Consider the following 13,806-nt stretch of genomic DNA (forward strand, 5'->3'; position numbering starts at 1 on the left):
TGCGGCGCTCACGTCAGCACCCGTCGGGCGGTGCGCAGGATCAGGACGAAGAACGGGCCACCGAGCAGGGCGGTGACCACGCCGATCGGGATCTCGGCGGGAGCGGCGACGGTGCGCGCCGCCACGTCGGTGAGCGCCAGGAACGCGGCGCCGAAGAGCAGCGAGAGCGGCAGGATCACCCGGTAGCTCGACCCGGCGAGCAGTCGGATGGTGTGCGGCACGATGATGCCGACGAAGCCGATCAGGCCGGTCGCGGAGACCGCCGCCGCGGTGCCGAGCGAGGCTGCGGCGATCAGCAGGTAGCGGGAGCGCTGCGGGTGCAGGCCGAGGCTGCTCGCCTCGTCGTCACCGACCGACAGGACGTCCAGCTCGCGGCCGTGCAGCAGCACCACGACGGCGGTGAGCACGGCGTACGGCAGGACCAGCAGGACGTCGTGCCAGCCGGCGGTGGCGAGCCGACCGAGCAGCCAGGAGTAGACCGCCTGGATGCTGTCGGCGTTGCGCTGGAGCAGGTAGGTCTGCCCGGCGGAGAGGAACGCGGAGACCGCCACCCCGGCCAGGATCAGCATCGCCGGGGAGCGGCTGCGGCCGCCCGCCGCACCGAGCAGGTAGGTCAGCGCCACCGCTCCCAGCGAGCCGACGAACGCGGCGAGCGGGATGGTCAGCGGCAGGCCGGTGAGCGCGCCCTCCGAGCCGGCGCCGCCGAGGGCGATCACCGCGGTCACCGCCAGGCCGGCCCCGGCGGCCACGCCGAGCAGGTACGGGTCGGCCAGCGGGTTGCGGAACACGCCCTGGTAGCAGCCGCCGGCGAGGGCGAGCATCCCGCCGACGAGCAGGCCGAGCACCACCCGGGGCAGCCGCAGCTCGGTGACGATGGCGATCTCCCGCTCGTTGAGCCCGCTCTCCAGGTGCACCCCGGGCAGCAGGTTGAGCAGTTCGGCGGCGACGCTGCCCGGTGGGATGGTGACCGGGCCGAGCGACACTCCGGCGACCAGCGCGACGAGGACCGCGACGAGCCCGGCGGCGAGCCAGCGCGGTCGCAGGCCGGCCGGCCGGGACGGGGTTGGCGTCTCGGCCGGCCGGATGGGCGACGAATCGCGGGCCACGGGTGCGACCCTGGTCACGGTCGACCCTCGGTCACGCGGGCACCTTGGCGACCGCGTCGACGATCGCCCGCAGCAGGTCGACGACCCGCGGCCCCCAGCGGGAGGCGACGCTGTCGTCCAGGGCGACCACCTGGTTGTTCTTCACGGCGGTGAGCCCGGACCAGCCGGCGCGCGCCTTGACCGTGTCGGCGCTCTGCTGGCAGCACTTCGTGTCGGCGAGGAAGATGAAGTCCGGGTCCGCCTTGACGATGATCTCCTGGGAGAGCTGCGGGTACCCGCCGTTCTTGTTGTCGGCGTCGGCGGGGTCGGCGATGTTCTCCAGACCGGCCATCGCGTAGAGCGAACCGATGAAGGTCTTGCTGGTCGCGCTGTAGAGCTCGGTGCCCAGCTCGTGGTAGAGGGTGAGCTTCTCCGACCGCTGCGGCAGGTCCTTCACCAGCGTGGCGATGTCGTCCCGCATCCGGCGGGTCAGGTCGGCCGCCTCGGTGGGGTGCCCGGTGAGCGTGCCCAGGTCGGTGATCTGCTGGTAGGTGTCGTCCAGAGTGGTCGCCGACGGGGTCACCAGCACCGGGATCTTGAGCTTGCCGAGCTGGTCGACGATCTTGTTGCGGTCGTCGGAGATCACCACCAGGTCGGGGTTGCGGCCGGCGATCGCCTCCGCGTTCGGCTGGAAGCCGGAGAGGTCGCTCTTCGGCACCCCGGCCGGGTAGTCCGAGTTGTCGTCGACCGCGGTCACCTGCGGACCGGCGCCGATGGCGAAGAGCATCTCGGTCACGCTCGGCGAGAGCGAGACGATCTTCTCGGGACGCTCGTCGAGGGTGATGTTGCCGACCGTGGCCGGGAAGGCGGCGGCCGACTGGCTGCTGCTGCCGGCGCCGGGGGCGTCGTCGGCCTTCTCGGCGCAGGCGCCGAGGGCGAGCGCGGCGACCGCGAGGGTCGCGGCGAGCAGCCGAGGGGTACGTCTGGACATCGGTCCTCCTGTCGGTCGAGGAGCGTGGTGCTTCGCCGACAGGGGCCGAGCGCCCGTCCGCGAGCGCCCTTCCTCGAGAGCGCGGGTCGCGACCGGTCCGCAGGCGACCTGGCTCGTCCCCGCCGTGGCGGGGTATCACAGTTGCGGGACAGCACCGGGTTCTCACCGGCTTCGCTGTGGAACGGTCGGTAAGACGGTAGCGCACGGGTCGAGCGGGCCCGATCGATGAACGAACCCATCCAGCGTGGCCGATCACCCGACCGGTCGGGGTCCGGGTCGATCGGGCGGTGGTTACCGATATGCCCCGATCCGTGGCGGGCAGGGTGGGGCCCCGTCGGGGGCGGGACGGGGCCCCACCGATTCAGGAGGCGGTGATGGTGACGTTGTCCACAGCCGCCTCGACCAGGCTCGCGCCCGAGGCGTCCGCCGCCTGGACCAGGATCCGTACGCTCTGGCCCGCGTACGGGGTGAGGTTCAGGTTCGCCACCGCCCAGGAGCCGTTGCGGTTGGTCGCCGCCCCGGCCTGGTTCAGCAGGGTGGTGGTGCCGCCGCCGTGCACCACGCTGACCCGGAGGTAGTCGGCCGACGAGGAGTTCGAGCCGTGCGCCAGGTACCAGGCGAGCGAGAGGGTGAGTGTGCCGCCGGCGGGCAGCGTCACCGCCGGCGACTGGGCGCTGGTCACCCCGCCGTCGAGGTCGTAGTCACCGGCCCCGGCGCCGGCCAGCCGGCCGGTGACCAGGTCGTTGCCGCCCGCGTACGGGGTGAGCTGCTTGGCGCCGCTGGACGTGGTCGCCTGGGCGGCGCCCCGCTCCCAGGCCCCGAGGGTCGCGGTGTCCGTGCCGTTCGGGTTCACCGTCCAGCCGGTGGCGGTCTCGAAGGTGTCCGACCAGACAGTGGTGCCGCCACCGCCACCGCAGTACTGGGTCTGCTTGCCGATCGCCCGGTACGGGCAGTCGGCGTACTCGCTGAGCATCAGCACCGCCTCCCGGTTGCGGGAGGTCTGCGCCGGGATCACCTCGTCGGGCGGGTAGAAGCCGCCGCCACCGGCCGAGCCCGGGTACATCTCGAAGGTGTAGGCCCAGATGCCGTGCGCCGCCCACATCCAGTCGATGCTGGTGCCGTCGGCGATGTAGAGGTCGCTGGACTGCTCCGGCGTGTAGCCGTTGGTGGCGGCCATCTGCTGGCCGATGGTGGCGAAGGTGTTGTACTGGTCGGCCGTCATCCCGCTGGGCGTGTTGGCGGTCGTGTAGCCGAACGGCCAGAGCACGAGCTGCGAGTAGGTGTGGAAGTCGATGTTGGCCTTGATCTGCTGCACACCGCCGACCACCCGGCTGTTGACGAAGTTCCGCAGCGCCTGGGTCTCCGGCGCGGAGAACGCCGACGGGCCCCGGTAGGTCTCCGACGAGGTCGAGCCCGACGAGCCGCCGCAGCAGCCCCACTGGTAGGACCAGTTCCGGTTCAGGTCGGTGCCGATCGCCGACGAGCCGCTGTTCGGCTGCCGGTTCTTCCGCCAGGACCGGTAGGACCCGGTGGCGATGTCGTACTCGCTGCCGTCCGGGTTGACCGTCGGCACGATCCAGATCTCCCGCCCGTTGACGAGGTTGGTGATCCGGGAGTCGCTGCCGTACCCGTCGGTGAAGAGGTTCAGCAGGTAGATCGCCATCTCCACGGTCAGGTGCTCGCGGGCGTGCTGCTGGGCGTTGAAGAGGAGCTCCGGCTCGTTCTCGTCGGTGGCGACGTTGTCGGAGATCTTCACGGCCATCAGGTCGCGGCCCTCGTAGGAGCTGCCGATGCTGAGCTTGCGGGCGATCGTCGGGTGGCTCGCCACGACCTGGTTCACCACCGCGGTCAGCTCGGCGTAGTCGTGGTAGTTCGAGTCGGCGGGCGGGAAGGCGAGGGTGCCGACGTCGCCGTGGGTGTGCGGGGTGGACGGTGGTGCGGGGACCGCTTCCAGCCGGAAGCCGAGGCGGCCGATCGCCGCGGCCTCGGCCGGCGTGGCCGAGACGTGCAGCACGCCGTGCTCGCTGTAGTCGATCGCCGCGCCGGTGCGGGCCACCGCGTTGCGGTCGGCGAGCGTACGGGGGCCGAGCACCCGGTACTCGGCGGCGGCCGATCCGCCGGGTCCGGTGCCCGGTCGGGCGGCGGCCGGGCCGGTGGTGACGGTGACGAACGCCAGGCCGGAGGCGACGGCGAGCGCCAGGGCGCGACGGAGGGGGAGGGAGGTACGGAAGGCCATGGACAACCTCCTCGGAGGGCGGGAGATCCCGCTCGGTGGAGCACACTCCACCACCCGTCACATGGTCATATCAATATGAATCACTGCCTCTTCCATGCCAAGCGGATCATCATCCCGGCAATGATTTTCCATCCATCCAGATATGGCGAAACTTCCCTGCAAGCGGGACACTGACCGGCGACGATGCCCGACCACACCCCCGCGGAGCACCCATGGCCAGATCACGTCTGAGCGTGGCCGCCCTCGCCGGCGTCACCGCGCTCACCCTCCTCGGCACCGCCGTACCGGCGTACGCGGCCACCCCCGCCGCGGCGGCCCACCAGGCCACCCGGCCGGTCAACCACGACGAACAGGTCACCTTCCACGACTGGTCCCGCTACCCCGACTGGCGGCGGGGCAGCCACTCCGGCACCCGGGCGGTACCCGGTCCCCGCCCCGGCCTGACCCTGGCCCGACCCGCCGGCACCACCGAATACACCGATCCGCACACCGGGGTCACCCGCAGCTGGGAGTACGGCACCTGGACCTCCCCGGTCACCGCGGTCGGCTTCGACGCGACCGAGCTGGTCGCCTCCTGGAACGCGAAGACCCCGGCCGGCACCTGGGTCCAGGTCGAGCTCCAGGGCAGGTACAACACCGGCGACAAGACGCCGTGGTACGTGATGGGCCGGTGGGCCTCCGGGGACGCGGACGTCAAGCGGACCACGGTCAACAGCCAGGGCGACCCGTGGTCGACGATCTGGACCGACACGTTCAGCATCGACGACGCCTCCGCCGGGGTGCTGCTGCGCTCGTACCAGCTGCGGCTGACCCTCTACCGGGCGCCCGGGCAGGCCGCCGCACCGGTGGTGCACATGCTCGGCGCGATGAGCTCGAACGTGCCGGACCGGTTCACCGTCACGCCGAGCGCCGGGCACATCGCCTGGGGCGTCGAGCTGCCGGTGCCCCGCTACTCGCAGAACGTGCACTCCGGGCACTACCCCGAGTACGACGGCGGCGGCGAGGCCTGGTGCTCCCCCACCTCGACCGAGATGGTGGTCGAGTACTGGGGACGGCAGCCCTCCGCGGCGGACACCGCCTGGGTGGACCCGACCTACCCGGATCCGACGGTCAACCACGCGGCCCGGATGACCTACGACTACGCGTACGACGGCGCGGGCAACTGGCCGTTCAACACCGCGTACGCCGCCAGCTTCCCGGGCCTGGAGGGTCGGGTCACCCGACTGCACTCCCTGGACGAGGTGGAGCGCTTCATCGCCGCCGGCATCCCGGTCGTGACCAGCCAGTCCTTCCTCGCCAGCGAGCTGGACGGGGCGAACTACGGCACCTCCGGTCACCTCTTCGTGGTGGTCGGCTTCACCGCGGACGGGGACGTGATCGTCAACGACCCCGCCTCGTCGAGCAACGACGTGGTGCGCAACGTCTACCAGCGGGAGCAGTTCGAGCAGATCTGGCTGCGCACCAAGCGGATCAACGCGAGCGGCGGCGTCTCCGGCGGCTCCGGCGGCGTCGCGTACCTGATCAAGCCGGTCAACAAGCCCTGGCCACGGGTGCCCGGCTCGACCAACTGGTGAGAACGAGCGAGCCCGGCGCGGTCGCAGTCGACCGTGCCGGGCTCACCGTTACGTTCAGTTCAGCCCGGTGGCGGCGAGGAAGGCCTCGTCCGTCGCCCTCCGCTCGCGGCGCCGACGGACCTCCCGCAGGATGACGATCACCCAGGCCACCGCGGCCACCAGCCCGGCGAGGGTGAGCCCGGTGACGAGCAGCCAGGTGGAGCCGCCGCTGGTGGAGAAGACGCCGTCCCCCGCGCCCGTGTCCCGGGCCGGAGCGGTCTCACCTGCCGAGAGCCCGTCCGGCGCGTCGTAGAGGATCACGTCGGTGCGCGTCGCGCCCGCGTCGGTCGTGAAGTCGCCGTACCAGGTGCAGCTACGCCGGGAGCACTCCTGGCGCTCCGCGGTGAAACTGCCGGAGGTGCCCCCACCGCCGTGCGCCTGCCACGCCGGCACGAGGTCACCGGTGCCCGCCACGAACCCGATGACGGCGATGATCGGGAGGCCGACCCAGAGGAAGAACTTGGCCCGCCAGTCACTGATCTTGCTGGAAATTCCCACGGCGGCAGACCCTAGCGGGGCGGTCCCGGTCGCGATGACCCGTTTTTCCGCCGGCCCCGCCCGACACGAGCAGCCCCGCTACCGAGGCTGGCCCTCCTGCCGCTCGCCCTCGTTCGGCTCGTCCTCGCCCGCCAGCGCGGAGCGCAGGCGCTCCTTCTCCGCCCGGCGACGCTGCGACGCGCCGGCCATCTCCTCGGCCATCTCGTCCCGCCAGCCCTTGAGCAGGAAGAACGAGAGCGCCGCGGAGAAGACCAACGCCAGCATCAGCTTCAGGAAGACGTTGATGTCGACCAGCCAGAGGGCCGCCAGCACGACGACGAACAACCCGAGCCGCCCCAGCGTGTACTTGACCGCCGCGCTCACCTGCACCACTCCGTTCTCGCTCCGCCGGTCGGTCCGGCGAACGCCTCAGCCCGCGGGGGGCGGTTCAGCCCGTCCGACGGGCCAGCCAGCGGACGCCGGTGAACCACACCACGGCGTACACCACGGTGAAGGCGGCCGCCGCCAGCGCGCCGGAGAGCAGCCCCGGCAGGCCCGCGGCCAGACCGGCCACCAGCAGCCCGACGACCACCCCGACGGCGGCGGCGAAGACTCCCGCCACCACCCGGGCCGCGCCGAACTCCCAGGCGCGGAAGTCCTCCCAGAAGAGCCAGACCGGAAGGATGATCGACAGCCACCCGTTGGCCCGCCCGAAGCCACCCGCCCCGAACGTGGCGAACGCCCAGTCGAAGAGCACCAGGGTGAGCACCCCGATCACCCAGCCGGCCAGGCTGATCCCAAGCAGATCGCCGAGGAAACGTATCCGCCCGTCGGCGTCCCGCCGAGGAAAACTGCTCTGCTGCTCCGTCATCGCCCTACGAGAGTACGTGGCCGCTCAGGCCCACACCTGCTGCGGCTCGGCACGGCGCTCCGCCAGCGTCGGCGCGGGGTCGTACTCGCGTACCACGTTGTACCGGGTGTCCCGTTCGACGGGGCGGAAACCCGCCTCCCAGATCAGGTTGAGCAGATCCTCCCGGTGCATGGTGTTCGGGGTGCCGTACGAGTCCGCGTCGTGCGTGATCTTGTATTCGACGACCGACCCGTCCAGGTCGTCCACGCCGAAGTTCAGGGAGAGCTGGGCTACCGAGAGGCCGTGCATCACCCAGAAGCACTTGACGTGCGGCACGTTGTCGAAGAGCAGCCGGGAGACCGCGAACGTCTTCAGCGACTCGGCCGGCGAGGCCATCGTCGTACGCGCCTGGATGCGGTTACGGATCTTGCCGTCCGCCGAGTCGACGAAGTCGTGCTGGTAGCGCAGCGGAATGAAGACCGCGAAGCCCCCGGTCTCGTCCTGGAGCTCCCGCAGCCGCAGTACGTGGTCGACCCGGTGTCGCGGCTCCTCGATGTGGCCGTAGAGCATCGTGGCCGGCGTCTTCATGCCCTTGCGGTGGGCCAGCGCGTGGATCCGGGACCAGTCCTCCCAGTGACACTCGTGGTCGACGATGTGCTGCCGGACCTCCCAGTCGAAGATCTCCGCACCACCACCGGTCAGCGACTCCAGGCCGGCGTCCATCAGCTCGTCGAGGATCGCGTCGGCGCTCAACCCGCTGATCTTCTCGAACCACTGCACCTCGGTCGCGGTGAAGCACTTGAGCTTGACGTTCGGCAGCGCCGCCTTCAGCTCGCGCAGCACCTTCGGGTAGTAGCGCCACGGCAGCGTCGGGTGCAGGCCGTTGACGATGTGCAGCTCGGTGAGCTGCTCGTCCTCCATCTCCTTCGCCTTGCGGACCGCCTCGTCGATACGCATCGTGTAGGCGTCCTTCTCGCCCGGCTTGCGCTGGAACGAGCAGTACGCGCACGACGCGGAGCAGACGTTGGTCAGGTTCAGGTGCCGGTTGACGTTGAACATCACCCGCTCGCCGTTGAGCTCCGTACGCCGGTGGTGTGCCAGCCGCCCGAGCCAGACGAGGTCGTCGCTCTCGTAGAGCGCGATCCCGTCCTCCCGGGTCAGCCGCTCCCCGGCGTAGACCTTCGCCTCGAGCTCACGCTTGAGTCCGGCGTCCATGGCACGTCCCTTCCACACCCGCGATCCCGATCGAGCGTACGTCGGGCGGCCGACGACTCCGCCGGCACGGTCACGAGCAGGACGACCGGTTAACCGCATTCTCAGCCATCCGTAACCCGACCACACATCGACAAGGCTGCGCCGACTGAGGTAAGACAGGGTGGGGAGGGACACACCGCACCCTTGCTCACCCCGATCGGTCCATCGTGGCCGCGGGAGGAGGCTCCGGGGCGTGGACAACGCGCGGCCACGGCCGCCCAGGGTCCACTGGTAGCGTCCCCACGGCCGCGCCTACCCCGGCGCGGTGACTGCACGGCAGATGGGGAGCGGCATGGTCGACAGCGGGCATGGGCGACGGCGACGGCGACGGAGCCCGGTGGTCTCGCCGGTACTGCGGCCACGGCTCTGGGCCGCGCTACTGGGCGCGATAGCCGCCGCGGTGCTGGCCACCCCGGTCTACGCCGACCCCGCACCGCCCGCCGCCGTGCCGGACTCCGGGGCCCGCCCCACCGTCACCGGCACCCTTCAACTGCCTCCGGGCACGTCCGGCACGACTCCCCCGACGACCGGCGTACCGGGCGGCAACCTCGGCAACGGCCCGTTGGCCAGTCAGATCTACGCCGCCGAGACCCAGGTCGGCACGCTCGGCGAGAACCTGCTCCAAGTACGACAGAAACGCACCGAAGCGCAGACGCAGCTCACCACCGCCGACCGGGAGCTGAAGCTCGCCCGCGACGCACTGGCCCAGGCGCAGGTGACCGCCGACCAGGCGGCCGCCGACGCGTTCAAGGCCGCCGCGGCGCTGCCGTCCGCCGAGTTCGCCGAGGAGCTCGACGGGCTGAGCCGGCTCCAGCGGATCACCCGCGGCGAGAAGGTCGAGGGCTCGACCACCGCGGCGACCGGTGAGCTGGCCCGGGCGCAGGCCGCCGAGCAGGCGGCCTACCAGGCCTACACGACGGCCGAGGCGCAGCTGCGCGGCGTGGCCACGGAGTTCAGCACCGGCGAGACGGCCCTGCGCACCGCCGAGACGAAGCTCCTCACGCTGCGCAAGAACAACGAGGCGCAGCTCCTCCAGCTCGAACGCCAGCAGGAGGCGAGCGAGCAGCAGCTCGGCGCCCAGTACCTGGACGGCCAGAGCGCCAACGGGCTGACCGCCCACCCGCGCGCCCTGGCCGCCGTGCGCTACGCGCTCGCCCAGCTCGGCGACCCGTACGTCTGGGCCGCGGAGGGACCGGACCGGTTCGACTGCTCGGGTCTGATGTGGGCGGCGTACCGGTCGAAGGGCGCCGACTACTTCGACCTGCCCCGCGTCTCCCGCGACCAGTACTACGCGACCCGCGGCCGCACTGTGTCGCGCAACGCGCTGCTCCCGGGCGACCTGCTCTTCTTCGCCTCCGGCAGCAGCTGGACGACGATCCACCACGTCGCGATGTACATCGGCAACGGCAAGATGGTGCAGGCGCCGACCACCGGCGACGTCGTCAAGATCTCCACGGTCTCCTGGTCCCGGCTCTACGCGGCGACCCGGGTGATCGGCGCTGTGCCGACTCCCCCGACGACCCCCCGGCCGCCGACGACGCCGACGCCCACCCCGTCGACCACGCCGAAGCCCACCGGTTCGCCAAAGCCCACCGGCTCACCCAAGCCGACCGGCTCGCCGACGCCGACCGGGTCCACGACGCCGACGCCCACCGGTTCGCCCACGACGAGCCCGACGCCCTCCACGGACCCGAGCCCGAGCGAGACGCCGGATACCACACCGTCCACCAGTCCGACGCCGAGCTCCTCGGCCTCGAACTCCCCCTCACCCAGCCGCAGCTCGGAGACGAGCGGCAGCCCGTCCGCGAGCGGTTCGAAGAGCCCGAGCAGCATCGGCTGAGAGACTGTCGGGAAACCCCGGGGCGAGCAGGGTTTCTCGACAGTCTCTGAACCGCAAGCCCGGACTCCGGGTGTCCCACCCGGGTGTGATGTGGCACCGTGACACCCAGAAACCCGGTCCCGGCCGGGTGCGGTGCGCAGGCGTGGGGGCGGAGGGGCGGAGATGGCCGAGCAGAACGATCCGGCGGAGGTGGCGGAGCCCGAGACAGCGCCCGTCGACCGGGCCGGCAGCCCGCCGGGTGAGCAGCGCGACTCCGCTCCTGCGGCGAGCCCGGTTCGGGCGCGGGCCAGCGTCGCCGGTGCCGCCGCGCCGACCTCGGGCGGGACGCCGGTGGCGAACCCGGGCCCCGGCACGACCTACCGGGCGACGAGCTCCGCCACGCCGACGGCGACCCCCTCCGGCCCGGCCGGGGAGCTGCCAAGCCAGCGGGACAGCTCGGGCGAGACCGCCCGGGCCGACGCCACCGTCCCGGAGCCGACCCGGGCCACCGCCGAGGCGGCGCCGGCCGCCCGGGCCAGCGCCGCCGTACCGACCGTGCGGGCCACGACCGACGAGTCGGCGGCCGCCCGAGCCAGTGCCGCCGTGCCCGCGACCGGCCGGGTGACGGCGTCGGAGGCGCAGGCCGCCGGCGGGGCCCGCTCCGGCGCAGCGGCGGTGTACCGGTCCGGACCGGTCGAGCCGGAGCCACCCGCGCCGGCGCAGCCGCCCCAGCCCGCACAGCCGCCGAAGCCACCGATCCCGGAACCGGAGCCGGCACCCGCGCCCACCCCTCCGCTGCCCGGGCCGACCCCGCCGTCACCCAACCCGCCGGTGCCGACGCCGGCCCCGCCGACGCCGGGCCCCTACCCCCCGGGGCCGCGCCCCGGGCCGCCGCCCGGACCGGTGCCGCCCGGACCGGTGCCACCTGTGCCGGGACCGCCCGCCCCGCCGCCGGGGCCGCCCGTCCCTCCGCCACCGCCGCCACCCGGCCCCACGCCGGCACCGCCGTTCCCCCCGCCCCCGTCGACCGCGTGGCCGACGACGTCCGCCACACCGGCTCCGGCGCAGCCCGGCTCGGGCAGTCGCACCGGCCGCGCCCCGGGAAGCGGCGGTACGGGCACGACCCACGCCGGGCGGTACGACGGCGGGCCGGACCTGGCCGGCACGGTCTACGGCGGCAACGCCACCGAGGGCGCCGGCTTCACCACGGTCGCGCTGCCGAACAACGCGGTCGAGAACTCGGGCTCGTTGACCGGGCACATCCTGGCCCAGGGCTGGGCGGAGACCCCGACCGAACGGTCCCGCAACACCCGCGTGGTGGTGGTGCTCGCCACCGCCCTCGGCCTGCTCGTGCTGATCAGCGTGCTGGTCGTACTGGTCGCCGGCGACGCGGTCGACGGTCTCATCGGCAACGTGCTCAACAGCTGACCGCCCCGGCTCTCCGCCGGTGCGCGACGGGCGTGCGCCGAACCCCTGATCGATGAGCCCGGGCCGGGGCGGCCGGACGGTGAGTCCGCCCACTGCGGTTTCCGCACGGGTGGCGACTCGCCGTGGTCGCCGTACACTTGTTGGGTTCATTCACCCGGTGCGCGCACTGCGCACCCCATGGGCGGTCTTGCGGGCGATTCGCGCGGCGTAGAGCTGCGGCGGGCCATCGCGAAGATGCGCCCCGCTCGAAAGGCACTTCTTGTCCACGTTTGCTGATCCCAGCACGTTTCCGTCCGCTTTCACCGCCCCACCCGTCGACGACCAGCCCAGCCGCGAGGAGACCGCGGAGCAGACCGCCCCGGCCACCGCCGTGCCGGACTTCGCCGCGCTCGGTCTGCCTCAGCCGCTGGTCCGCGCGCTCGCCCGGCAGGGCATCACCACCCCGTTCGAGATCCAACGCGCCACCGTCCCGGACGCGCTCGCCGGCCGGGACGTGCTCGGCCGTGGGCAGACCGGCTCCGGCAAGACCCTCGCCTTCGGCCTGCCGCTGCTCGCCCGGGTCGCCGCCGGGGACCGGGCCCGGCCGCTGCACCCGCGCGCCCTCGTCCTGGTTCCGACCCGGGAACTGGCCATGCAGGTCAACGACGCCCTGCTGCCCCTGGGCAAGGCGGTCGGCGTCTTCCTCAAGACCGCTGTCGGCGGTGTGCCGTACGACCGGCAGATCGACGCGCTGCGTCGCGGGGTGGAGATCATCGTCGCCACCCCGGGCCGGCTCGGCGACCTGATCGAGCGGGGGGTCTGCCGGCTCGACGACGTCGAGACCACCGTGCTCGACGAGGCCGACCAGATGGCCGACATGGGCTTCCTGCCCGAGGTCACCGAGCTGCTCGCGAAGACTCCGGCGGGCGGACAGCGGCTGCTCTTCTCGGCCACCCTCGACGGCGACGTGGACACGCTGGTCAAGCGGTTCATGACCGACCCGGTCACCCACTCCACCGCCCCGCCGACCGCCGCGGTCTCCACCATGGACCACCACGTGCTGCTCATCCCGCCGCAGGACAAGTTCCCGGTGGTGGCGTCGATCGCCGCCCGCAAGGGCCGGACCATGGTCTTCGCCCGTACCCAGCTCGGGGTGGACCGGCTGGTCGGCCAGCTCGCCGCCGTGGGCGTACGCGCCGGTGGCCTGCACGGCGGCAAGACCCAGCGGATGCGTACGCGCACCCTCGCCGAGTTCCGCGAGGGTCGGACGAACGTGCTGGTCGCGACCGACGTGGCCGCCCGCGGCATCCACGTCGACGGGGTCTCCCTGGTGCTGCACGTCGACCCGCCGAAGGACCCGAAGGACTACCTGCACCGGGCGGGCCGCACCGCCCGCGCGGGTGAGTCCGGCGCGGTCGCCACGCTGGTGCTGCCGAAGCAGCGCCGGACCACCCTCGCGATGCTGGAGAAGGCCGGCGTCGAGCCGGCGGAGACCCGGGTCCGGGCCGGTGACGCCACGCTCGCCGAGCTGACGGGCGCGCGGGAGCCGAGCGGGGTACCGGTGCGCGAGGAGCCGGAGGAGCCGCGCCGTCCGGGTGCTCGCTCCGGTGGCCAGCGCCGCTTCGGTGACCGTCCGGAGCGCCGCTTCGGCGAGCGCGGCGGTGAGCGGCGCTACGGCGACCGCCCGCGCGGTGAGCGCCGCTCCGACGACCGGGCGGGGTACCGCACGACGGACGGGCCTCGCGACGAGCGGCGCTACGGTGACCGGCCGCAGGGCGACCGCGGGTACGGCGAGCGGCGTCACGGCGACCGGCCGCAGGGCGAGCGCGACGAGCGGCGCTTCGGCGACCGGCCACAGGGCGACCGCCCGTACGGCGAGCGCCGGTACGCCGACCGCGCCGGTGACGCCCGGGGTGAGCGCCGGGGTGCTTTCCGGACGGAGGGCCGGGGTCGTGACGACCGTGGCTACGGCGACCGGGCACCGGCCCGCACCCACTGAACGTCGTCGAGCCGGACGGGATTCACCGCCGGCATCGACGCACCCGAACGCCGCCGTGGAGTTTCCGCTCCGCGG

The 13,806-nt window shown here is 72.8% G+C and carries 11 protein-coding genes and 1 riboswitch; of the genes, 4 read left to right on the forward strand and 7 right to left on the reverse strand.

Annotated features, from left to right (window positions below):
- Positions 1-8: 8 nt before the first annotated feature.
- The 3 genes from D7147_RS03440 to D7147_RS03450 form a co-directional block, all read right to left on the reverse strand.
- Positions 9-1,085, reverse strand: a complete 1,077-nt coding sequence (locus D7147_RS03440; RefSeq protein ID WP_120673985.1) for a FecCD family ABC transporter permease — start codon at positions 1,083-1,085, stop codon at positions 9-11.
- A gap of 52 nt (positions 1,086-1,137) precedes the next feature.
- Positions 1,138-2,076, reverse strand: coding sequence for an ABC transporter substrate-binding protein (locus D7147_RS03445; RefSeq protein WP_120673746.1), 939 nt, complete (start codon positions 2,074-2,076; stop codon positions 1,138-1,140).
- An 81-nt stretch (positions 2,077-2,157) separates the two neighbouring features.
- Positions 2,158-2,296, reverse strand: a riboswitch (cobalamin riboswitch).
- A 141-nt stretch (positions 2,297-2,437) separates the two neighbouring features.
- A complete protein-coding gene (locus D7147_RS03450) occupies positions 2,438-4,312 on the reverse strand; it encodes a M14 family zinc carboxypeptidase (RefSeq protein WP_120673747.1) in 1,875 nt (624 codons plus the stop codon).
- Between the two features lie 212 nt (positions 4,313-4,524).
- Between D7147_RS03450 and D7147_RS03455 the strand changes: the two genes are divergently transcribed.
- Entirely contained in the window at positions 4,525-5,886 is a 1,362-nt protein-coding gene (locus D7147_RS03455; RefSeq protein ID WP_120673748.1) for a C39 family peptidase, read from the forward strand.
- 54 nt (positions 5,887-5,940) lie between these two features.
- On the opposite strand, the gene D7147_RS03460 is transcribed toward D7147_RS03455, so the two are convergent.
- The 4 genes from D7147_RS03460 to mqnE form a co-directional block, all read right to left on the reverse strand.
- Entirely contained in the window at positions 5,941-6,423 is a 483-nt protein-coding gene (locus D7147_RS03460) for a hypothetical protein (protein WP_120673749.1), read from the reverse strand.
- A 78-nt stretch (positions 6,424-6,501) separates the two neighbouring features.
- Positions 6,502-6,786 (reverse strand): DUF4229 domain-containing protein, encoded by a 285-nt coding sequence (locus tag D7147_RS03465; RefSeq protein WP_120673986.1) that lies wholly within the window; start codon positions 6,784-6,786, stop codon positions 6,502-6,504.
- Between the two features lie 64 nt (positions 6,787-6,850).
- Complete coding sequence (locus tag D7147_RS03470) at positions 6,851-7,273, reverse strand: hypothetical protein (protein ID WP_120673750.1); 423 nt, start codon at positions 7,271-7,273, stop codon at positions 6,851-6,853.
- Between the two features lie 24 nt (positions 7,274-7,297).
- Entirely contained in the window at positions 7,298-8,467 is a 1,170-nt protein-coding gene (gene mqnE / locus D7147_RS03475; protein ID WP_120673751.1) for an aminofutalosine synthase MqnE, read from the reverse strand.
- 331 nt (positions 8,468-8,798) lie between these two features.
- On the opposite strand from mqnE, the gene D7147_RS03480 reads away from it, so the two are divergent.
- The 3 genes from D7147_RS03480 (at position 8,799) to D7147_RS03490 (ending at position 13,731) form a co-directional block, all read left to right on the forward strand.
- Positions 8,799-10,346 (forward strand): C40 family peptidase, encoded by a 1,548-nt coding sequence (locus D7147_RS03480; RefSeq protein ID WP_120673987.1) that lies wholly within the window; start codon positions 8,799-8,801, stop codon positions 10,344-10,346.
- 162 nt (positions 10,347-10,508) lie between these two features.
- Entirely contained in the window at positions 10,509-11,753 is a 1,245-nt protein-coding gene (locus D7147_RS32850) for a hypothetical protein (RefSeq protein WP_158609265.1), read from the forward strand.
- 259 nt (positions 11,754-12,012) lie between these two features.
- Positions 12,013-13,731, forward strand: a complete 1,719-nt coding sequence (locus tag D7147_RS03490; RefSeq protein WP_120673752.1) for a DEAD/DEAH box helicase — start codon at positions 12,013-12,015, stop codon at positions 13,729-13,731.
- Positions 13,732-13,806 lie beyond the last annotated feature (75 nt).

This window comes from Micromonospora musae (genome assembly GCF_003626545.1).
Classification (GTDB): Bacteria; Actinomycetota; Actinomycetes; order Mycobacteriales; family Micromonosporaceae; genus Micromonospora; species Micromonospora musae.

Bases quoted from the DNA above. Each gene is read 5' to 3' on its own strand.
- D7147_RS03445 (WP_120673746.1), bottom strand. From the start codon at position 2,076: ATGTCCAGACGTACCCCTCGGCTGCTCGCCGCGACCCTCGCGGTCGCC.
- D7147_RS03450 (WP_120673747.1), bottom strand. From the start codon at position 4,312: ATGGCCTTCCGTACCTCCCTCCCCCTCCGTCGCGCCCTGGCGCTCGCC.
- D7147_RS03455 (WP_120673748.1), top strand. From the start codon at position 4,525: ATGGCCAGATCACGTCTGAGCGTGGCCGCCCTCGCCGGCGTCACCGCG.
- D7147_RS03470 (WP_120673750.1), bottom strand. From the start codon at position 7,273: ATGACGGAGCAGCAGAGCAGTTTTCCTCGGCGGGACGCCGACGGGCGG.
- mqnE (WP_120673751.1), bottom strand. From the start codon at position 8,467: ATGGACGCCGGACTCAAGCGTGAGCTCGAGGCGAAGGTCTACGCCGGG.
- D7147_RS03480 (WP_120673987.1), top strand. From the start codon at position 8,799: ATGGTCGACAGCGGGCATGGGCGACGGCGACGGCGACGGAGCCCGGTG.
- D7147_RS32850 (WP_158609265.1), top strand. From the start codon at position 10,509: ATGGCCGAGCAGAACGATCCGGCGGAGGTGGCGGAGCCCGAGACAGCG.